This window comes from Anaerovibrio sp. JC8, from assembly GCF_002100115.1.
Classification (GTDB): Bacteria; Bacillota; Negativicutes; order Selenomonadales; family Selenomonadaceae; genus Anaerovibrio.
This window is the reverse complement of record NZ_ANBM01000006.1, coordinates 184742-205428: the sequence shown is the minus strand read 5'-3', so window position 1 is coordinate 205428 and position 20687 is coordinate 184742. Positions and strand designations below refer to the sequence as shown.

The 20687-nt window shown below is 45.6% G+C and carries 18 protein-coding genes and 1 tRNA gene; 11 read left to right on the top strand and 8 right to left on the bottom strand.

Translation table 11 applies throughout. From position 1 onward, the window contains the following. Positions 1-394: 394 nt before the first annotated feature. Positions 395-805 (bottom strand): hypothetical protein, encoded by a 411-nt coding sequence (locus D081_RS08045; protein WP_085023673.1) that lies wholly within the window; start codon positions 803-805, stop codon positions 395-397. Positions 806-1264: 459 nt separating this feature from the next. Here D081_RS08045 and D081_RS08040 point away from each other — a divergent pair, with 459 nt between their 5' ends. The 3 genes from D081_RS08040 to D081_RS08030 all read left to right on the top strand — a co-directional run bounded on the left by D081_RS08040 (position 1265) and on the right by D081_RS08030 (position 3680). Beyond that, positions 1265-2515, top strand: a complete 1251-nt coding sequence (locus tag D081_RS08040) for an ATP-binding protein (protein WP_085023672.1) — start codon at positions 1265-1267, stop codon at positions 2513-2515. A gap of 656 nt (positions 2516-3171) precedes the next feature. Further along, positions 3172-3465, top strand: a complete 294-nt coding sequence (locus tag D081_RS08035) for a type II toxin-antitoxin system VapC family toxin (protein ID WP_143272164.1) — start codon at positions 3172-3174, stop codon at positions 3463-3465. Between the two features lie 2 nt (positions 3466-3467). Then, positions 3468-3680, top strand: a complete 213-nt coding sequence (locus tag D081_RS08030) for a hypothetical protein (RefSeq protein ID WP_085023670.1) — start codon at positions 3468-3470, stop codon at positions 3678-3680. Between the two features lie 88 nt (positions 3681-3768). Here the strand turns inward: D081_RS08030 and D081_RS08025 are convergent, their stop codons facing one another. Next, complete coding sequence (locus D081_RS08025) at positions 3769-4557, bottom strand: ZIP family metal transporter (RefSeq protein ID WP_085023669.1); 789 nt, start codon at positions 4555-4557, stop codon at positions 3769-3771. Positions 4558-4890: 333 nt separating this feature from the next. Here D081_RS08025 and D081_RS08020 point away from each other — a divergent pair, with 333 nt between their 5' ends. Both D081_RS08020 and D081_RS08015 read left to right on the top strand, forming a co-directional pair. Continuing rightward, a complete protein-coding gene (locus tag D081_RS08020) occupies positions 4891-5130 on the top strand; it encodes a metal-sensing transcriptional repressor (RefSeq protein ID WP_369824005.1) in 240 nt (79 codons plus the stop codon). A 12-nt stretch (positions 5131-5142) separates the two neighbouring features. Continuing rightward, the gene (locus D081_RS08015; protein WP_085023667.1) at positions 5143-7695 is read left to right on the top strand and encodes a heavy metal translocating P-type ATPase; all 2553 of its coding nucleotides are present in this window, start codon (positions 5143-5145) and stop codon (positions 7693-7695) included. A 76-nt stretch (positions 7696-7771) separates the two neighbouring features. Here the strand turns inward: D081_RS08015 and D081_RS08010 are convergent, their stop codons facing one another. Next, on the bottom strand, positions 7772-9376 hold the full coding sequence (locus D081_RS08010) for a phosphoethanolamine transferase (RefSeq protein WP_085023666.1): 1605 nt from the start codon (positions 9374-9376) through the stop codon (positions 7772-7774). 57 nt (positions 9377-9433) lie between these two features. Continuing rightward, positions 9434-9508 (bottom strand) — tRNA-Glu (locus D081_RS08005). 239 nt (positions 9509-9747) lie between these two features. Here D081_RS08005 and D081_RS08000 point away from each other — a divergent pair. Continuing rightward, a complete protein-coding gene (locus D081_RS08000) occupies positions 9748-12705 on the top strand; it encodes a transporter substrate-binding domain-containing protein (RefSeq protein ID WP_233127456.1) in 2958 nt (985 codons plus the stop codon). A 94-nt stretch (positions 12706-12799) separates the two neighbouring features. On the opposite strand, the gene D081_RS07995 is transcribed toward D081_RS08000, so the two are convergent. Beyond that, complete coding sequence (locus D081_RS07995; protein ID WP_085023664.1) at positions 12800-13654, bottom strand: hypothetical protein; 855 nt, start codon at positions 13652-13654, stop codon at positions 12800-12802. A gap of 121 nt (positions 13655-13775) precedes the next feature. On the opposite strand from D081_RS07995, the gene D081_RS07990 reads away from it, so the two are divergent. Continuing rightward, positions 13776-13970: a (2Fe-2S)-binding protein gene (locus tag D081_RS07990; protein ID WP_085023663.1), complete on the top strand. Its 195-nt coding sequence runs from the start codon at positions 13776-13778 to the stop codon at positions 13968-13970. A gap of 36 nt (positions 13971-14006) precedes the next feature. Here the strand turns inward: D081_RS07990 and D081_RS07985 are convergent, their stop codons facing one another. Both D081_RS07985 and D081_RS07980 read right to left on the bottom strand, forming a co-directional pair. Beyond that, on the bottom strand, positions 14007-14519 hold the full coding sequence (locus tag D081_RS07985; RefSeq protein ID WP_085023662.1) for a type 1 glutamine amidotransferase domain-containing protein: 513 nt from the start codon (positions 14517-14519) through the stop codon (positions 14007-14009). Positions 14520-14542: 23 nt separating this feature from the next. Further along, a complete protein-coding gene (locus tag D081_RS07980; RefSeq protein WP_085023661.1) occupies positions 14543-15187 on the bottom strand; it encodes a hypothetical protein in 645 nt (214 codons plus the stop codon). 176 nt (positions 15188-15363) lie between these two features. On the opposite strand from D081_RS07980, the gene D081_RS07975 reads away from it, so the two are divergent. Both D081_RS07975 and D081_RS07970 read left to right on the top strand, forming a co-directional pair. Next, complete coding sequence (locus D081_RS07975; RefSeq protein ID WP_158087603.1) at positions 15364-15738, top strand: PleD family two-component system response regulator; 375 nt, start codon at positions 15364-15366, stop codon at positions 15736-15738. 94 nt (positions 15739-15832) lie between these two features. Further along, a complete protein-coding gene (locus D081_RS07970; protein WP_085023659.1) occupies positions 15833-16366 on the top strand; it encodes a phosphatase PAP2 family protein in 534 nt (177 codons plus the stop codon). Between the two features lie 151 nt (positions 16367-16517). Here D081_RS07970 and D081_RS07965 read toward each other — a convergent pair whose 3' ends face one another. Next, positions 16518-17873 (bottom strand): DUF389 domain-containing protein, encoded by a 1356-nt coding sequence (locus D081_RS07965; RefSeq protein WP_085023658.1) that lies wholly within the window; start codon positions 17871-17873, stop codon positions 16518-16520. A 155-nt stretch (positions 17874-18028) separates the two neighbouring features. Between D081_RS07965 and D081_RS07960 the strand changes: the two genes are divergently transcribed. Beyond that, positions 18029-19342 (top strand): hypothetical protein, encoded by a 1314-nt coding sequence (locus D081_RS07960; protein ID WP_143272163.1) that lies wholly within the window; start codon positions 18029-18031, stop codon positions 19340-19342. A 129-nt stretch (positions 19343-19471) separates the two neighbouring features. Further along, positions 19472-20650, top strand: a complete 1179-nt coding sequence (locus tag D081_RS07955) for a Bcr/CflA family efflux MFS transporter (RefSeq protein WP_085023657.1) — start codon at positions 19472-19474, stop codon at positions 20648-20650. Positions 20651-20687 lie beyond the last annotated feature (37 nt).

Below are 20687 nucleotides of genomic sequence, written 5' to 3'. Positions count from 1 at the left end.
CATAGCTCTCGTATCTTTCAAGAACTACAGGACGCCTTTGTCCCAATACGTCTGCTGAAGAAAAAGCTAGGAGATCTGATTCTTGCGTGACAGCAGCCGTACACCCTATTTGACTTTCAAATGAAACAACCTACCAGAAAACAGAAACGCCCCACCAAATCCGGTACCTGAATTGGTGGGGCATCATTGCCTTGATATGTTGTTGTCATTAAGTATACTCTTTTTTTCTACTATGTCAATAGGGTATAGAAAGAAAATTTTAATTAGTTTTTAAGTATAGGAGAAATCAGGGTCACTAAAGGTGTCAGTGAAGTATTCTTTTTCGAAAAATCCATCACTGTTCTTAAAGAATAAAAAGGAGCTGTGCAAAGCACAGCTCCCTTGTTATTGTGGCTTATTTAATTGTAGGCTCAGCAGTTTCGTCTACTGGGGCATTTCCGGCAGGTGCCTGAATTGGGCGCTCGGACTGAGGTGCCTTTAAAACTGGCTCGTCCTTCATAGGACCCTCATCAGTTGGTGCCTGAATAGCTGGCTCCTGATGAATTGGTCTCTGGGTTACGGCAGAACCATTTTTAGATGCATCCAAATCCGGCTTTTCGTTTACTGTTCCATGATTTATAGCTTCTTCGGTCATTGGTTCGTTATCCACAACAGCCCCAACCCGAGATGCGTCAACTGATTCTTCTGTGATTACGGCTCCTGCCGCAGCAGTACCGATTTTATCCTGTGGTGCTTCGCTGGCGAATGCACTGCAACTAAACAACATTACGGCTAAAACAGACATACAAGTAATAATCTTTTTCATAAATATCTACCTCCGATATATAAACTTTAATTCAACTTCATAGGCCTATGTTGTGTAATATGTTATAAGACAAAACTGAAAAATTTATGGGTGATTATGAAAATAACAAGGAAATTTAAGTGAAAAAGTTTTATTTTTATGCTTTATGGTGAACTTATCCGGGCATAAAAAAAGAAGCCGCTGGGGTGCGGCTCCTGTGAGAGTGACGGGTTGGAGGACCCGTCTGCAGAGAAAAAGAAAGTGCACGATAGACCAGCCTTATCATCCTTGATTAAACATGGTCCGTATCGTTTTCCATTTATACATACGGATGAAAAAATAATCTATTACAAAAAAATAAAATTTTTTTCGAAAAAATTGTAGCATACAAAAAATGCAACGAAAAATTTTTCGTTGCATTTTTGTTTTGGTTATTATATGATGTGGTAAAAATAGTGGCACGAAATGGGAGGGGTAACGATGAAAGAGGGACGAAATTTAGAGTTTAAGCGGGAAATTACTAATAGTTTTTTAAAAACTGTCAGTGCATTTGCCAATTTCAGCGGGGGAAAAATACTGTTTGGGGTAGATGATGATGGGACACCTGTCGGCGTTTCAGAACCGGAAAGAGTTCGTCTGGATATTGAAAATAAAATCAATGACAGCATTAATCCCAAGCCGGACTATTCTATCAACATAAACAGGAAAACTGGGGTCATAACTATTGCAGTGTCCGAAGGTAAGTTTAAGCCTTATTTTTACAGAGGCAAGGCCTATCGTCGCAGCGATACAGCTACCATAGAGGTTGACCAGCTTGAGCTGAAGAGATTGGCCCTGGAGGGTTCAAACCTGTATTATGAGGGGCTTTCCTGCGGTGCGATAGAGCCTACCTTTGATTATTTTGAGAAAAAACTAATCAAAATACTGGGGGTGTCCCGGCTGTCGGAGGATATATTGCGGACCTTCGGTTTTTTGGGTGATGAAAAACAGTATAATATAGCGGCGGCTCTTTTTGCTGATGAAAATAAATTCAGTGGCATCGATATAGCCAAATTTGGCAATAGCCTCAGTGAAATAATGGATAGGGAAACTCATTCCGGTATTTCAATTTTGCAGCAATATGATATGGCTGTTTCCATGTATAAGCGTTACTACCAATATGAAAAAATAGACGGGATAGAGCGCAAGACGGTAGATATTATTCCCGAAATGGCTTTTCGTGAGGCGGTTGCCAACGCATTGGTACATCGGACCTGGGATGTTAATTCTCACATAAGGATTTCCATGTTTGCCGATAGAATAGAGATAGCTTCTCCGGGTGGCTTGCCAAAGGGACTTACCAAGGAAGAATACATAAACGGCTATATTTCCAATTTGCGTAATCCTATAATCGGAAATGTATTTTTCAGGCTGCATCTTATTGAAATGTTTGGTACTGGCATCAAGAGAATACAGGAGGCTTATAGCGGTGCAACCCGGCAGCCGTCCTTTGATGTGACGGAAAATGCGGTGTTCGTTTCCTTGCCATGCCTAACCACCACCTATGAAATAACCACGGCAAATAAAAAGGTCATGGAGGTTTTGGAAAGCGGGATGCGGCTTTCCAGCAGTGAAATTGCCACCAGGCTGAATTGGAGCAAATCTAAAACTATCCGGGCATTAAATACTTTGCATGACAGGGGCTATATTCAGAAGAATGGCAATGGCCGCGGCACTACCTATGGGCGATAAAACTGACCAGATTTTTTTGCAAATTAAAAGAAGCCGCTGGGTAATACGGCTTCTTGGAGAGGAACGGGTTGGAGAGGACCCGTCAAAAAAAGGAAAAAAAGTGTATGAGGTCCTGCATTATCATCTAAGATGAAGCAGGTTATGTAAGTTTCCATTCATACATACGGATGAAAAACTAATCTATTACAAAAAAATTATAATTTTTTTATTTCGTAAAAACCGTATATTTTAAAGTTTGGGGCGGAATGGTGGATTATAGGGGGCATTTTCGGAAAAATTGGCATAAATAGGCTTTAGATATTTTCCCATAAAAATAATGTTATATTCTCTATAAAATTTAAGCAATAGACAAAATTTATGCAAATAATATAATTAACATTGTGAATATTATTAATGAAAATAATTAAAATACGAGCAATAATAATATTTGCACGCAATACATGTATATACCGGTGCATAAGTTATCTGCGAGGATTTAACTTCTAAGAGAAATAATTAGTGTGATATAATGGGGTAAAAATAAAATGAGATTGTATCTAGATTGCTGTTGCTATAACAGGCCTTATGATGATTTGTCCGATTTACGCGTGGCCAGAGAGGCAAATGCGATAAAAACTATATTGAACAGCTATAAACATATCTTGGGAAGTGACTTCTTGGATATGGAAATCAGTATGATAAAGGATGCCAAGAAATTATATTATGTTTTTACCCTGTACAAAGAGTCTGTTTCCGAGCACATTAAAACGACTGATTTTATAGTAAATAAGGCTTTGCAATATGGGTCCTGCTCTTCTTTGCACGATATGGATAGTCTGCATATTGCTGCAGCAGAAATAGGAAAGGCGGATGTGTTTTTAACTGTTGATGATAGGTTAATCCGTTCAAGTAAGGACCTTTCTTTGTCTGTGAAAATACTAAATCCTGTGGATTTTTTAAGGGAGGGATAGCCATGATTGATATTAAGGATAAAAAGGAACTACACCGCGTAGGGATGAAGGCACTTAAAGAAGCATTAGGCCCGGTGGGTGCTTTGGAGTTTTTGGGACTGTTTAATTACAATCATGGTGACTATACCAAGGAAAAGTACGAACAGCAGGAATTGTCCACGGAAGAAATATTGTCCGGCATTGAGGCCATGAAAGAAAAGAATAATGTTGTTTAACACGCAGATGATCCAGTAAAGATACTACAGAATATGCGAAACCCGTCAGTTTTTGCTGACGGGTTTTATTGTTGCCCAAATATAATCTTTATCCAAGGGTAGTATCAAGTATCATCATAAGGGAAAAGCCCAGGGCAAACATGATGGTACCGATGTTGGAATGTTCCCCTTCAGACATTTCGGGAATGATTTCCTCCACAACCACGTACAGCATGGCACCGGCGGCGAAGCTCAGCAAAAATGGCAGCACTGGCACAATTATGCTGGCACAGGCAATGGTGAGAAGGGCCCCGATGGGCTCCACCGCGCCGGAAAGAGCGCCATAGATGAAGGAACGGAGCTTTGACAGGCCCTCGGCCCGCAGCGGCATGGAAATAATGGCCCCCTCAGGAAAATTCTGGATGGCAATACCGATGGACAGGGCAATGGCTGCCCCCAGGGTAATGTCGGCGGCACCGCTATACCAGCTGGCATAAAGGACACCCACCGCCATGCCCTCCGGAATGTTGTGGAGAACTACTGCCAGAACCAGCATGGTGGACTTTGAACCCTTCCAGCTGGGACCTTCTGTTTCATCCGTGTTTAAATGCTGGTGGGGAATCAGGTGGTCCAACAGGAGCAGAAACAGTATTCCTGCCCAAAAACCGGTTACGGCAGGAATACAGCTGAGAACTTCACCCCAGCTGAATACAGCCTGATCCATGGCGGGAATCAGCAGACTCCATACGGAAGCGGCAACCATTATGCCGGCGGCAAAGCCCAGCAGTCCCCGCTGCAGCAGGGGATTAAGCTGATTTTTCATAAAAAATACACAGGCGGCTCCCAGGCTGGTACCCAGAAAAGGTATCAGGAGTCCCTGGATGATTTCAATAGACATACTCGTTCCTCTTTCAAAAATCATGCTACCAACAAATACTACTTCATATTATATATGGCCGAGCCCTTTTTGCAAAGTTGGGAGGCTTTCGCATACTTGAACTGTTTCATAGCGCTATGGGGCGGCCTTTTGTAATTTTTTATCCCTTGACATATACCCCTGATGGGTATATTATACCCCCATAAGGTATATTTGCCATGTGTATTTATAAGGAGAGCAAAGATGAATAATGCAGAGATAGAGGAAAAGGGCTGTGGCTGTTGCTGCAGCCAGGAGGGTGAAGGACTTCACAAGCATAAGTTTCGGGATAAGCAGGGGGAGGAATACAAGGGCTTGATTCGCCGCCTTAATCGCATTGAGGGGCAGATTCGGGGAATTCACAATATGGTAGACGAGGACCGGTATTGTGTGGATATTCTTACCCAGGTCAGTGCCGTGCAGTCGGCCCTGAATGCCTTTACCAAGGAGCTGCTGAATCAGCATATCCACAGCTGTGTGGTGGAGGATATCCGTCAGGGCAATGATGCTGTGGTGGACGAGCTTTGCTGTCTTCTGCAAAAGGTTATGAAGTAGCGGGGGTATATTTTGAAGAAAGAAAAGTTTGATGTTACAGGCATGACCTGTTCTGCCTGCTCTGCCCGGGTTCAGAAGGCGGTGGAAAAGCTGGAGGGTACCCAGGGTGTGGCGGTGAATCTGCTGACCAACAGTATGCAGCTGGAATATGACGAGGATACCACCAGCCCGGAGGTCATTATTGCGGCGGTGGAAAAGGCCGGTTATGGGGCCAGCGTCAAGGGCAAGCAGAGCATTGGAACCAGTTCACGGACAGAAGAAAAAAACAGCACTGCGAGTGCCGCCGGTCAGGCGGAGACCATATTGAAACGGCTTATTTGGTCCGCGGTATTTTTATTGCCGGTGGTGTATATTTCCATGCACCAGATGCTGGAAAGCATGCTGGGGCTGCCGGTTCCGTCTATCATCAGAAATCTTTTTGATGGGCCGGAAAATGCCATCGCCTTTGCCTTTGCCCAGATGCTGTTGGTGCTGCCAATTATGTATCTTAACAGACATTTCTATATTGTGGGCTTTCGTACACTATTTCAGGGTGCTCCCAATATGGATACCCTGGTGGGTATGGGCTCCATGGCCTCGGCGGTTTTTGGTGCCTTTGCCATCTTCCGCATGGGCTATGGGCTGGGCCACGGCGACATGGCCTTGGTGACGGAATACAGCACCAACCTGTATTTTGAGTCGGCGGGCATGATTGTGACCCTCATAACTCTGGGAAAATATCTGGAGGCCCGGGCCAAGGGACAGACCAGCAAGGCTCTGGAAAAGCTCATGGATTTGGCACCGAAGCAGGCCACTGTATTAAAGGATGGTCAGGAAAAAGTGGTGCCGGTGGGAACCCTTATAGTAGGTGATATAATCGTTGTGCGGCCCGGTGAGAGGCTGCCGGCGGACGGTGTAATTATCGAGGGAACCACCAGCATTGATGAATCCGCAATTTCCGGGGAGAGCATCCCCGTGGCCAAGAAGGTGGGGGACAGGGTTATTTCCGCCACCATCAATAAAAATGGCTATATTAAATTCAAGGCCCAGCGGGTGGGTGAGGATTCCACCATCAGCCAGATTATTCGGCTGGTGGATGAGGCCAGTGCCACCAAGGCACCTATCGCCCGCATGGCGGATAAAATCGCCGGGATTTTCGTGCCGGCTGTTATGGCCATTGCCCTGGCGGCCGGTGGTGTATGGCTGTTCATGGGGGCCAGCGTGGAGTTTGCCTTTTCCATCATGATTTCCGTGCTGGTTATTTCCTGCCCATGTGCCTTGGGGCTGGCTACTCCTGTGGCCATTATGGTGGGTACTGGCAAGGGGGCGGAGCACGGTATTTTGATAAAGTCCGGTGAAGCCCTGGAAATCGCCCACAGCATTGATACCGTAGTAATGGACAAGACCGGTACCATTACGGTAGGTAAACCCTCAATATTAGCTATCAAGTCGGTAGGCGTAAGCGAAGAGGAGCTTCTGGCGGTGGCTGCCGGCATGGAGCAGGGCAGTGAGCATCCCTTGGCCGAGGCGGTGCTGCAGCATGCCAGCGATAAAGGCATTGCCCCTATGGTCATGACTAATTTTCAGGCTGTATTTGGCCGGGGGATTATGGCGGATAATGGGGAAATGGATGCCGAAAATAAAAAGGCCAGCCATTTTGTGGCTGGTAATGAGCAGTTTATGGCGGATCAGGGCGTGGATGTCAGCCCGTATAAGGATTATCTTGCGGAGCTGGCGGATAAGGGAATCACTCCCCTGATATTTGCCAAGGATAAAGTCCTCATAGGAATTCTTGGGGCGGCAGACCGTGAAAAGGACACCAGTGCCGAAGCCATCAGCCTCTTTGAGAAAATGGGCATCAAGGTGGTTATGCTGACAGGGGATAATCAGCGGACTGCGGAGGCCATTGGCCGGCGGCTGAATATTTCCCAGGTTATTGCGGGGGTATTGCCGGAGCATAAGGAGGCCCACATTGCAGCCCTTCAGAAGGAGGGGCATAAGGTGGCCATGATAGGTGATGGTATCAATGATGCCCCGGCCCTGGCAAGGGCGGATTTGGGCATTGCCATTGGTGCGGGCACGGATATCGCCATTGAAAGTGCTGATGCAGTGCTGGTGCGAAATGACCTTTTGGATGCCGTCAGTGCGGTCCAGCTCAGCAGAGCCGTAATCCGCAATATCAAGGAGAACCTGTTTTGGGCCTTTTTCTACAATATTATCTGTATTCCTGTGGCGGCGGGGGTACTCTTTACGTCCTTTGGAATTAAGCTGTCCCCGGTAATGGGGGCTGCAGCCATGAGCATGTCCAGTCTGTGTGTATGCTTAAACGCACTAAGACTTAGATATTTTAAGTATGTTAAGAATTTTAAGGAGGAAACAACCATGGAGAAAACTTTAAAAATTGAGGGCATGATGTGCCAGCATTGCCAGAAGCACGTTTTTGAGGCACTGTCCAAGATGGATGGCGTCACTGAGGTCAATGTTGATCTGGAAGGGAAAAAGGCTGATGTAAAGGCCACCCGTGATATTCCGGAGAGCGAATTCAAGGCCGTAATTGAAGAAGCAGGCTACGAGCTGGTAGGCTGAGCCGCTAAATAGCACAAAAAGGAGATTTTCCCCTGAGTTTATTGCTTCGTGGAACAGTCTCCTTTTATATTGGTGTTTATTTTAAGTTTGGGTCCTCAGATACCCTGATGGCCTTTCCGAAGGTCCATAGGGTTTCCGGAGTGAAATTATAGGCGGGGCTGGACAGATCCTCCTGGGCTTCATAGAAGCCGGATTCGGCATTCATGATGCCGCTGAGGGTGTTGTACATCATGTCATTGGTGAAGAAGGTGTCCTTTCTGTCCTTAAGGAGTCCGTATTTTGCCGGATTATTGCTCTGGTATTCCGGGGCCAGATAGATAAACATAGGGATGCGTACCTTTACGAAATCCCGGTCATTGGGGGTGTGGCCTGTTCCCATATGCTCCCCATGGTCGGAAAAATAGAGCATAACCTGCAGATTGAGATTTTTCCTTCCATATTCAAATACGGCCTGCAAAAATTCATCTGTGTAGCGGATGCTGTTGGCGTATTCTGCCTCTCTGGTGCTGTCCGTAAACAGGGCCTTATCCTTGGGATACCGCTCCTTGTAGGCGGCGTGGCTGCCGTTGCCATGAAGGATGATGAGATTGCTTTCCTGCGGGTTAATGCTGGCCAGCTCTCCTATCATGCTGTGGTCATCATGCTTGCCAGTATTGATAAGGACGTCAGCCCGGGCGGCCACGTTAAAGAAGGAGGACTCGTTGTTGTCCCGGCCCAGATTGGTTATCCAGTAGGTTTTATAGCCCTTCTTTTTGGCAACATCGATAATGTTCATGCTGTTCAGAAAATCCTTGCCGTTATAGGCACTCTTTTCTGTCAAGGCACTTTCCAGCACCTGCTGGGTAAGGCTCTGGCAGGCATAGGCATTATTAAAGATGATAAAATCAGGATTATCGATCTGGCGGCTGAGCCATGGGGTATCATCAAAGGGGTCGGAGGGGGTATATGCCTTCATTCTGTCCCGGGTGGCTGATTCCCCGATAACCATAATGATGGTGTGGGGGGACTGGGTTACGGCAGCCGGGTTTGAAATAACAATATTATCCTTTTGGCCTTCCATATTTCTGTAATATTGGCTGAGCCCCATGCTGTAGCGCACCGCCTGGGCATAGGGTGCCATGAAATCAGTCTGAAGCCAGGAATACCCGGCCATCAGCGATACTGCCAGCATTCCGGTGACGGTGAGGATTAACAGGGGCGGCTGTCCATTATATTGGCTGTTTTCCATTAGGAGGGAACGCAGCTTATGTATGAGAACGATACTTCCCACCATGACTGCTCCAAGCATAATGGTATACAGGGGGCCTACATAGGTCAGCAGCCATTCCAGGGCCTCACGGAAATTGGTATTGTGAATGGCAGTGGCTTCATCGTAGGTTATGAGGCTTCCGTAGAGCTGATAGTGGATGATGGAAAACAGGGGCGGCAGGCAGTAGATAAACTGCATTATATCCAGACACCAGAAGGCCCCAGGCTTTTTTATGTATCTTTCGCAGAGGAACTGCAGCAATATAAAGGCAGCGGCACCCATTGTACCCGCCATGAGCCCGCTGTAAAAAACGGCACTGGTGTCGGCCTTTATGAACAGATATTGATACAGAACATAAGCGTACCACCAGCCGGCTACCAGCAGGCAGGCTCCCCATTGTTTTAAGTATTTTCCCATGTTTATCCTATCCATCTTGCCCGGCTCCTAAATAACAAAAAAGCCCAGGAGATAATCCTGGGCTGTGATTTCTGGTGACGCGTAGGGGATTCGAACCCCTGAAGCCGCCGTGAGAGGGCGGAGTCTTAACCACTTGACCAACGCGCCGTGAACAAGAGATATAATATCACTGAATTAATACTGCGTCAAGTATTTTTTTATCATGGATATTATATTTTATGTAATATAATTGACGAAATATTTTCTATATTTCCTTATTTTTTATTAAATAATTGGCTAATTTTTGATATAATATTACTAAATATACTTATGCCGTGGGTGGGCATGTCGTGTATTAGTAAAGGAAAGATATTTTTCTTTTTGGATAAATGTAGGGGTGCATGAAAATGCGGCATTGTCAGGGGACAATATTTAAGCAATTAAATGTACGAAACTTGTTCTGCATAATCGCTATTTTTGCCTTCCTGCTGGGCTCCTTCAAAATATGGCCCATGATGTCAGCCGAAGCCAACCAGGAAAAGGTTGTCCGGGTTGGATATTTTGAGGAGGAGGGCTTCCAGGAGGGAGCCTACGAGGGCGTAGTCAAAAGCGGCTATGGCTACGATTATTTGCAGCGTCTGAAGCTGTACAGTAATTGGAAATATGAATATGTATATGGCCCATTTGGTGAGCTGTACGACAAGCTGCTGAAGGGTGAGGTTGACCTGCTGGGGGGACTGGCCTTAACGCCTGAGCGAATGGCCATAGTTTCTTATCCGAAGGACCCTATGGGAGCCAGCCAGTATCTGTTCTTCAAGCGGTCCTCCAATGTGCATGTCACCTCGGAGCCGGAATCCTTAAACGGAAAGCGTATCGGGTCCCTTACGGGGGCCCAGATTAAGGTTGTCCAAAAATATCTGGACTCTCACCATATTCAGGCTACCATTGTGGAATATGATGATATAAAGGCCCGTGATGATGCCCTTAAGAGCGGCTATATAGATGTTATGATAGCCGAGGGATATAATTTCTTCCGCAATATGGGTATTGAGGTTTGTCTTGAGGCCGGAACCTCTGATTTCTATCTGGTAGTCAGCAAGCACCGTCCTGATATATTGGCAGACCTTAACAAGGCCCAGCATCGGTTAAACCTTGAGAATCCTCATTTTGTTACGGACCTTTCAGGAAAGTGGTTCAAGAAAACAGCCTTTACCACTACCCTGTCTGCGGCTGAGCGGGAGTGGCTGGCCACCCATAATACCTTCAGGGTTGGTTATTTCAATAATTATCTCCCGTATTGCGGCACGGACGCAGAGGGCAATGTTACAGGTGTTATAAAGGATCTTATTCCGGAAATCTTTAAGTCTCTGGGCGTCAGCGATATGCAAATTGAATACAAGGGCTATAACAGCGGTGAGGAGCTGGTAAAGGCCCTGCAGGACCATGAGGTAGATGTTGTATTCCCGTCTCTTTCCAATTATTGGATTACAGAAAAATACGACATGATACCAAGTGATCCGGTAATAAATTCAAATTTCAACCTTATTTACAAGGGAGATTATCCCGACATGCGCAGGGCCAGAATTGCCATTTCCCGCCCTGACGGGATGATAGATGCCTTTAGGGCAATTAATTACCCTGATAACCAGGTGCGTTATTACAATTCCAATGAGGAAGCCATGAATGCAGTTCTTGCCGGGGAAGTGGATGTTACCATTGTGGCCGGCATGAGAACGGAGCATCTTTTGAACAGCAAGTCCAGCTACAGTGTTCTTCACTCGGCCCAGCTGGTGAGCGATGTGGCCATTGGCTTTGCGTGCCTGAATGCCGAGGCTGATACCATGAGCGTATTTAATCATGGTATTAATCTCATGGACAAGGATTTTGCCTTGACCCGTTCCTATGAATATATGCCACGTCACGAAATGACGCCGGGAGAATTCTTGAAGCAGAATATCTGGATTCCTATAGGAGCCCTGATACTGCTGTTTAGCCTTATAGTATTCTTTATTTCCAGAGAAAACAGAAGGAACCGTGAGCACCTTGCAGAGTCGGAGCAGCAGATTCAGGAAATATCCACCCTTAATGAAATTCTTAAGGACAGACAGATGCGCCTGGAGGAGCTTACTGCGGCCCAGGATATTCAGCTGGAAAAAACCAAGATTCTTAATGAGACCCTGCAGCATCAGCACATAAAGCTGGAGGAGGCCCGTGAAGCCGCGGATGTGGCCAACCAGGCCAAGACTACCTTCCTGTTTAATATGTCCCATGATATCCGCACTCCGTTGAATGCCATTATCGGCTTTACTGAGCTGGAGGAGCGGGACCCGGACAATGTGGAGCTGAACAAGGATTACCGCAAGAAGGTAAAGCTGGCCAGCTATCAGCTGCTGGATATATTGAATAATGTATTGGAAATGGCCCGTATCGAAAATAAGAAGCTGGTCATTGATGAGGAACTGTCGGATTCCACGGAATTGTTCAGCTCATGTACCGCCGTGTTTGAAGGGGAAATGAAGAAGAAGAATCTGAGCTTCATGTTCACCCGGGATGTGCAGCACCGGTATCTCTATCTGGATAAGACCCATTTGTCCGAGGTTATTATGAATATCATCAGCAATGCGGTGAAATATACCCCTGAGGGTGGCAATATAACCGTAAATGTTAAGGAGCTGCCAGGGGAAACCGATGACAAATGCTTCCTGGAAATTAGGGTCAAGGACAATGGTATCGGCATGACCGAGGAATTCGTGGCGGAGATTTTCGAGCAGTTCTCCCGTGCCCGGACCTCCTCCCAGAGCGGTATTCAGGGCACCGGCCTTGGTATGGCCATTGTTAAGAATATCGTTGACATGATGAATGGTGTCATTGAAATCAACAGTAAGGTAGGCAAGGGTACCGAGGTCATTCTGCGGATGCCGTTCAGAATAGGACAGGAGCCGGCTGAGGTAGGCAATGATACCCAGGAAGAGGAGATGGACTTCAGCGGCAACCGGATTCTGCTGGCAGAGGATAATGACCTTAATGCGGAGATTGCCACGGTTATTCTGGAGGACAGCGGCTTTATCGTTGATAGGGCCCAGGACGGCGTGGAGTGCTTTAATATGCTGACAAAGGCTGAGCCGGGCTATTATGATCTGATACTTATGGATATTCAGATGCCGAACCTCAATGGCTATGATGCTACCAGAAAGATAAGGGATTTGGATGATCCGGTGAAGGCCAATATCAAGATTGTGGCCATGACGGCCAATGCCTTCAAGGAGGATCAGCAGAAGGCCCAGGAGGTGGGCATGAACGGCCATCTGGCCAAGCCGATAGATGTGAAGAAGCTGTTTGAAACCCTGCGGGAAATGTTGAAGTAAGGCTTTAACATTAAAGTAAATAAAACAAAGAGAAGGTGGACGTCATCGACGCCCACCTTTTAGGTTTAACGGTAGAACATAAGGCTATATATATTTACTGCACAATATCCACATTGCTTGCAGCAGATACTCTTGCCTGCATTTTATTTGGATTATAGAGCTTTATCATGTCCATGACCCGGCTGTCCGGCTGTTGCTTTCCGGCTTCCTCAATACCCTCCGGCATTGCCTTGTAGTCAGAGGTATGTACGAATTTGTCCCATGCATTTTGCAGGGCCCGGATTTTGAACAGGAAGGTCTCCAGAATATCCTGATCATTCTCTGCCGGTGCGGTGCTCTTTAGTGGTGGCAAAGGCATGGCCGCCTCTGTAGCATCCGTGACATCAGCACGAATAGCCTTGGCACTCTGCGCTATTTCCGCGGTCTTGCCGGCTTCTGTGCTGGCTCCAAGGCTGGTCTTAATCTGGGTCATGAGGGTGGTCAGCATCTGCTCGATGGCTGAGGCCTCACTGGCCTGATTATCAATGATTTGCTTGTCCTCATCGCCCTTGGCAGTCCGGCCGGCACCCTGGTTGAGGGCACTCATGAGAGCATTTCTGGCCTCTTCCTTGGTTTGGCAGCTGGCCAGCTGGTTCTCAAGGTCTGTCCGGGCATTTTCTGCAATCTGCGCCTGACGATGAAGCTTTGGATTTTTTTCATTGAGATGGTCCATCTCAATGCGGGTGAGTTGTTGGCCCTCTTTTAGTTTGGACCTGATGCTGGTAGTTTCAATAGCATCACTGGAGCTTATCCCGGAAGAATGATGGGTATCATTCCTTTTCGGGGAACGCTGCAGCGGCGATGTATCTGAGGGCATCAGGTTCCGTCCGTAATTGGCACGGTACTGGGCAACCAACTGAAAATTACGTTGCCTTGAGCTTGTGCCAACGCGCCCAATCGCTTCCAGCATAGAAAACACCTCCTTGTATTCTCTGCCTTTCTCTGCATTTTATAGGAATTTAGTCTGAATTGTAGTAAAATTTAGACTATAGTTCACACATATTATATCACGTTTTTGGAGGATAGTGTATATGGACAGAAAAAAAGAAGCCTGCCACTGTAAAAATATCACCTACGGCATGATTGAGGATGCCATAAAGAGTGGTATAACAAGCTTTGATGAGCTTCAGGAAAAGCTCCGCTTTGGCACGTCCTGCGGCCAATGCAGGGAATTTATACAGTATCTGGTAAGGGATATAAAAGAGGAACTTGAAAAGGCACCCTGAAAAACAGGGTGCCTAAAATTTTTAAAGCAGCTTTAATTATTTTTGTTTTTCCAGAACCTCCACCAGTGCCTTCATGTACTGAGGGATATCCGGCGGTCTTCTGGCGGATACGATATTTCTGTCCACCACGCATGGCTCGTCCAGCCAGGTGGCTCCTGCATTTGCCAGATCGTCCTTTATGCCCGGGGTGCTGGTGACCTCTCTGCCCTTTAATACGTTGGCAGAGGCCAGAACCCAGCCAGCGTGGCATATCTGTCCAATGAGCTTTCCGTCCTTGTCCATTTCAGACACCAGCTCCAACACCTTCGGGAATCTTCTCAGCTTGTCCGGTGCCCAGCCTCCGGGAACCAGTATGCCGTCATAATCCTTGGCGCTTACGTCATTGAAGGACATGTCCACCTCGCATGGCACACCATATTTGCCGTGATATAGCCCCGGCTTTTCGGCCACCAGGTCCACCTGGACTCCTTCTTCCCTGAGTCTCATTACAGGACACCACAATTCCAGATCCTCGAAGTCATTGCTGACCAGCTGCAAAACTTTCTTCATACTTGCTTCTCCTTACTTCTTGCTTAATTTTTGTCGGATTTTATCTTCTTCCCCAAGTCATCGAAAAATGACTTGCTGATACGACCAAAGATACCCTCCTGCCCGTGATAGGAACCATCCCTTACACGGAGCTCGTCACGGGACATAACAAGCTTGTCGGTTTTCATGTCATACACGTCGAACTTCACCCGGACAGTGGAGGTGTACACAGTTTCCGCCGGATGATAAACAGGCACAGTATAATAATAGGTTTCATCATACCAGCTGCCATCAGAGCGCTTAACCTTTCTGGTGGCAGAGCGGGTCTCCCAGTCGGTGTAGGCCGGTTTGATGTAATAATCGTCATGCCATTTCAAAATTTCTGCCTTCACATAGATGTCAGCCGCCTCCAATGGATGCAGAACTCCGTTCTGTTCAGGACGCAGCATCTTATAAGGAGGGCGGGCGGCGGTTTTCAGGAATTCCTCCTGCACTACCTTTTCAGTAAGGTCACTTGGAATTTCCGAGGTATCCACAATGACCAGATCATGGATAATTGCCTCCTTGATTTTGGTAAAATCATAGGCTTTGTCCTCCCAGTTGACCTTTTCAGCCTGGGCAGTCAACGGACAAAGAACCAACAGCAGGAGCAGTATTCCGCTTAGGAGAGGTGTGAAAAAACGACGCATGGAAAATCCTCCTTTCAAGGGGGCAAACCCCATTCTGTTCCTAAATATATTATGTTGCCTATTCGCCATCAAGATGATTTATTCCTGCCTAAAACCTAAATATATTCGTGTTGTGCCAACATATTCAATGTGCTATGATAAGGCTAAATAAGAATATACGGATAGGTGGCGGTATAATGGGTGACCAGTCAAAAAAGAGAATTCTTATTATTGATGATGCCGAGGTTAATCAGTTGTTGCTGTCCAGAATTCTGGAGGCGTATGAACTGCTTAATGCCTACACCGGGGAGCAGGCATTTGAACAGCTGCGGGCCAATGGAGAGACCCTGGATTTGATTATTTTGGATCTGGTGCTGCCGGATATGAACGGGCTGGAGCTGTTGAAGTTTATGAAGGCAGACGATACCCTGAAGGAAATTCCGGTGGTGGTTATGAGTGCCCAGGTGCAGATGGAGCAGACTTCTCTGGACATGGGAGCTGTGGAGTTCTGGAAAAAGCCATTCTGGAATGCCCAGGAGGTCCAGAACAGGGTGGCCAAGTATTTTGAGTAAATATGAAACTGAATTTTAAAATGTAATAATTAATCAGATAATAAGATAGCCATTAGAGGCTATCTTATTAATTTGATTTTGTAAGAGGTAAAATATGGATTGTATCATAGCTTTGGATCGCAGTATTATTTTTTCCGTGCAGGACTTGGTGGTTACACCATGGCTTACACCGCTGATGAGGTTCATATCCTTTATTGGTGAATATGCTGGGATGTGGGTGCTTTTAGGCGTCCTTCTTTGTTTAAAAAAAGAATATCGAAAAGTCGGGGTAGCCGTTTTGTTGGGGGTGCTTTTTACCCTGCTGGTGGGCAATATAACCCTAAAGCACCTGGTAATGCGATTGCGCCCATGTATTGACTATGCCGGGGTTTCTGTCGCTTCGGTAATTCCGGCAGCCAATGATTACTCCTTTCCTTCCGGGCATACCTTTAGCTCTTTTGCCGCTACAACGGCTCTTATTCTGTTCAGAAAAAATCTCTGGACCCTATTGGCCCTGTGCGTGGCTGTGGTAATGGGTTTTTCCCGGATATATCTTTTTATGCATTATCCCAGCGATGTCTTGACAGGAGCCATATTAGGCGTGATATTTGGAATAGTATCCTGGAAAATCGTGGGGAAAAGAATGTAATAAAAAATGTGATTTTTAGGCCTAAACCAAGAGGAAAAATGTGATATATACTTTCCCTCATGCATTAACATTCCTGCTAAAACGGTGGCTAAAATATTAAAAGGACTGAGCTGTTGTATGCATCAAAGCATTAAACAGTCAGTCCTTTTTGTTATTTAATAATTAAGGTGACAGGCAGGTCTGATTCAGCATTTAACCAGTTTTGCAGGCGGTCTTGTTCTTCCTGGTTTATGGCGTTTTTCAAGGTGACAAGAGCGATGAAATTCCTGTAGGCAACCTTGCCATCTTTATCCTTGGTGGCAAATGCTGCCCCTTCTATACCTTCAAAGTAGGGGAATAGAATCGGGGCTTTTTTTCGGATATTTTCAAGCAACTTCTGGTCGCTTTCAAAGCGTTGGTGGGCCGTGGAGTACCGCATGCTTAAATCCTTGTATTTTTTTATTTCCTCCTGGGCCTCGGTTATGGATAATCCCCCGGCAGATTTCCACTGGTTATTGATGAGATCCTTCACATCTTCAGAGCGGACGGCGTCGGACATGTCGTTTTGGACAATATGTAAACTCCAACCATTAAAGTAGGAATATCCTTGAAGATTTTTTTCCAGCTCTGTTTCTTCCTCCGAGGTTATAATGCGCCCGATAAGGGTTAGATTCAGCCGATGACTGTCTGGTTCAATATTGTAGGCCACCACCTGGGGATTTCCTTGTGAGAAATTTTTTTCAATATAGGTTTGGGCCTGTACCTGCTCCAGGTTGGAGCGAATGCTGTGGTAGGCCATGTACATACTTGGTAAAATAATAATTATACCAAGAAGTGTAAGCTGCCAGCGCTGTCTGCGGAAGGCCTCGTCAGTAACGTAGGTCTTGGCTGGAATTTTTATTAATTTTAAAACTATAAAGGTTGTCAGACAGATAAAAAAGCTGTTTATGAAGAAAAGATACAGGGCCCCTAAAAAGAATTTCAGGGAATGGGCGGCTATACCGTAGCCTGCAGTACAAAGAGGTGGCATAAGGGCAGTAGCAATAGCTACCCCGGGGATAACGTTGCTCTTTTCAATTCGTGTGCTGCCAATGATGCCGGCCAGACCACCAAAAATCGCTATGAGCACATCCCAAATGGTGGGCTCGGTGCGGGCCAGCAGCTCGGAAGAAGCGGTGTCAATAGGGGATAGGGTGAAATATATTGCCGAGGTCATAACCGACAGGGTGACCTGAAAAACTAGCTTCAGGACTGACTCGCGAACATATTCACCGTCATAGGTAGCCATACCATAGCCAATAGACATAATAACCCCCATTAGGGGTGAAATGAGCATGGCACCGATGATAACAGCCGTACTGTTCATATTCAGGCCAATGGAGGCAATGAATATGGCCAGAATTAAGATACACATATTTGTGCCCTTAAGAGTTCCACCGGAATAAATACGTTCGGTAATTTCATCCAGGGGTGCCCGGTCTTTATGCAGGTCAAAAACATCAGCAAGAATGTTTTTTAAAATATTCATAGAAAATCCTCCTTGCACAAATCTTGCCTTTTAATAATTCTATATCCATTGATAAATTCCCTGCCTGGAACCATGGGATAACGGAGTCTCGTTTTACATTTTTATGTAAAGTATTATATAATGAAAAAATAATTGTTGTTTTAGGAGGCGGTTTCATGAATTTTTTGCACATAAGTAAAGAGGCGTTGTCTATTGCCCTGGCTTATGTGGGCGTTTTAGTTGGTGCTGGTCTTTCCTCCGGTCAGGATATGCTGCAATACTTTTTGTGTTTTGGACAAATGGGTATACTTGGAGTAGTATTGCTGGGTATATTGAATATAATTTTTGGACGGATTATTGTTACCCTGGGGTCCCATTATCAGTCAAGCAACCACCAGGATGTGCTGGAGCAGATAACTCACCCTGTCATAAATCGTATTATTGATATAACCTTGGTAATATCCTGCTTCGTTGTGGGCTTTGTTATGGTAGCTGGGGCAGGAGCCAATCTGCAGCAGCAGTTTGGTATTGCCAGCTGGCTGGGGGCTTTGGTGTGCTCCCTTGCAGTAATTGTTGTGTCCTTTATGGATTTTGAAAAGATTACGCGAATATTGGGAATTTTTACGCCAATTATTGTAGTAATGATAATGTCATTGGCGTGTTATACCTTCTGGGACAAGTCCTATGACTATGCTTATCTTGATACATTGGCTGGCACAATGGAGCCAACCATGCCTAATATATGGTTGTCGGTAATTAATTATTTTGCCCTTTGTGCCATGAATGGCGTATCAATGGCCTTTGTGCTTGGAGGCTCCGTAATTCGTATTGGTGATGCGGAAAAGGGCGGTGCATTGGGCGGTACTATCATTGGCCTGATTGTAGCCTGTGCAGCAGTGACACTGTTTGCCAATTTGGACAAGGTTAAGGATGCGGAAATTCCCATGCTGCTCATAGTCAACAATATTCATCCGGGTGTTGCTGTGGTGTATGCGATGGTTATTTTTGCCCTGATTTTTAATACAGCCTTTAGTCTGTATTATGCTACTGCCCGCCGGTTTGCCGGCAATAATCTTAAAAAGATGCGTTATTTGCTGATATGTATTGTGGCAGTAGGGTATATATGCAGCTTTGGCGGTTTTACCAAGCTGGTTTACTATATGTATCCACTGCTGGGCTATATGGGCATACTGCTTTTGGTGGTGCTTACTGTTGCCTGGATTCAGGAGAGGGAAAATATAATCAGGGAAAAGTTTTTGCGCAGAAAAATGATGAGGCTGCTTTTTCGCAAATATGACGATGATTATGAATTTACAGCCCAAAACAAACGAACTTTTCAAAAATTAGGTGAAATGTCTGCTGCTGATACGGAGGATTTAAAGAAGGACATTAAAGCCTATGTTGAGGAAGTGGTGGAAAAAACGGATGATTTACAGGGTTATGCCAAGGAAAAACTTTCAATGAAGGGTTCACCGTTAAAAAAAGAATAAAAACTGTTGACAAATAATATATCTGTGTTATCATATCCAACGTACTCATCGGAGGGTATTAATAATACCGGATAAGATGGCGGCACTGCCGTAGTCTTATCCGGTTTTTTGTTTTATTAGGAGGTTTTTATGGTAAGACAGAAGCATTTGAACAATCCGGCCCTGATAGGGTTTATCACATTTATGAATATGTTTATACCCCTGTCTACGGATCTTTATTTACCTGCTATGCCGGAAATGGGAGATTATTTCATGGCAGACAGTTTTCTTGTGGGGTTGACCCTGTCGGCATTTTTTGTGGTATTTGCTGTAAGTATTGTATTTTTTGGCCCAGTAACCGATAAATATGGACGTAAAAAAGTGCTTATATTTAGTACTGTGCTTTATACAGCAGCATCCCTCAGCTGTGCATTAGCTGAAAGTATTTATGTTTTAATTGCCGGGCGAATTCTGCAGGCGTTTGGGGCAGGTGCGGTTATTACTGTCGCAACAGCACTGATCAAGGAATGCTTCAGGGGCAGGCTAATGACAAAAATATTGGCTATCAGCCAGGCCCTGGGGGTTATTGCTCCTATGTGCGCCCCAATTGTCGGAGGCCTGCTTTTGACGGTCACCTCCTGGCATGGAGCATTTTATCTGCTTACAGGCTTGGGAATCATCAACCTGATCCTTGCGTGCTTATTAACTGAGACATTACCGTCAGAGAAGCGTTATCAGGGTAGTTTATTAAAATCCTTTTCCTTGCTGGGGCAATTGCTCAAGTTTAGAAGATTTATGCAGCTGTTGCTCATGTTTTCTTTGCTGGCAGCACCTTATATGGCATATTTGGCGGTATCCTCCTTTGTGTATATTGAGCAGTTTGGGCTGTCAGCCCAGGAATACAGCTATTTCTTTGCGATAAACTCTGCTATGGCGGTTTTGGGTCCGATCCTATACATTAGAATTAAAAGTAAATTTACAAATGACCAGCTGATCCTCTTCTCCTTTGGGGTGGCAATTATAAGCACGGCAGCTGTATTATTTGGTGGCAAAATGGGGGCCGTTTTTTTCCTATTGTCATTTTTGCCTTTTACTGTCATTGAGTCTATGGTACGACCTTTCAGTATGGATATACTGCTTCGGGAAACAAAGGAAAATGTTGGTACCGCTGCTGCCATGATAAATTTCGTTCAAACCTTTTTTGGAAGTGTAGGAATGTTGGCCGGAACGTTGCCATGGCCTGATTTTATTTTGGGCTTGGGCTATATTATGTTGGGCTTTTCCGTATTGGGGATTATTCTGTGGCGCACATTGCCGGCACAAAATTAATATACTGTATTTGAATATACTGGATAGAACAGTTTTT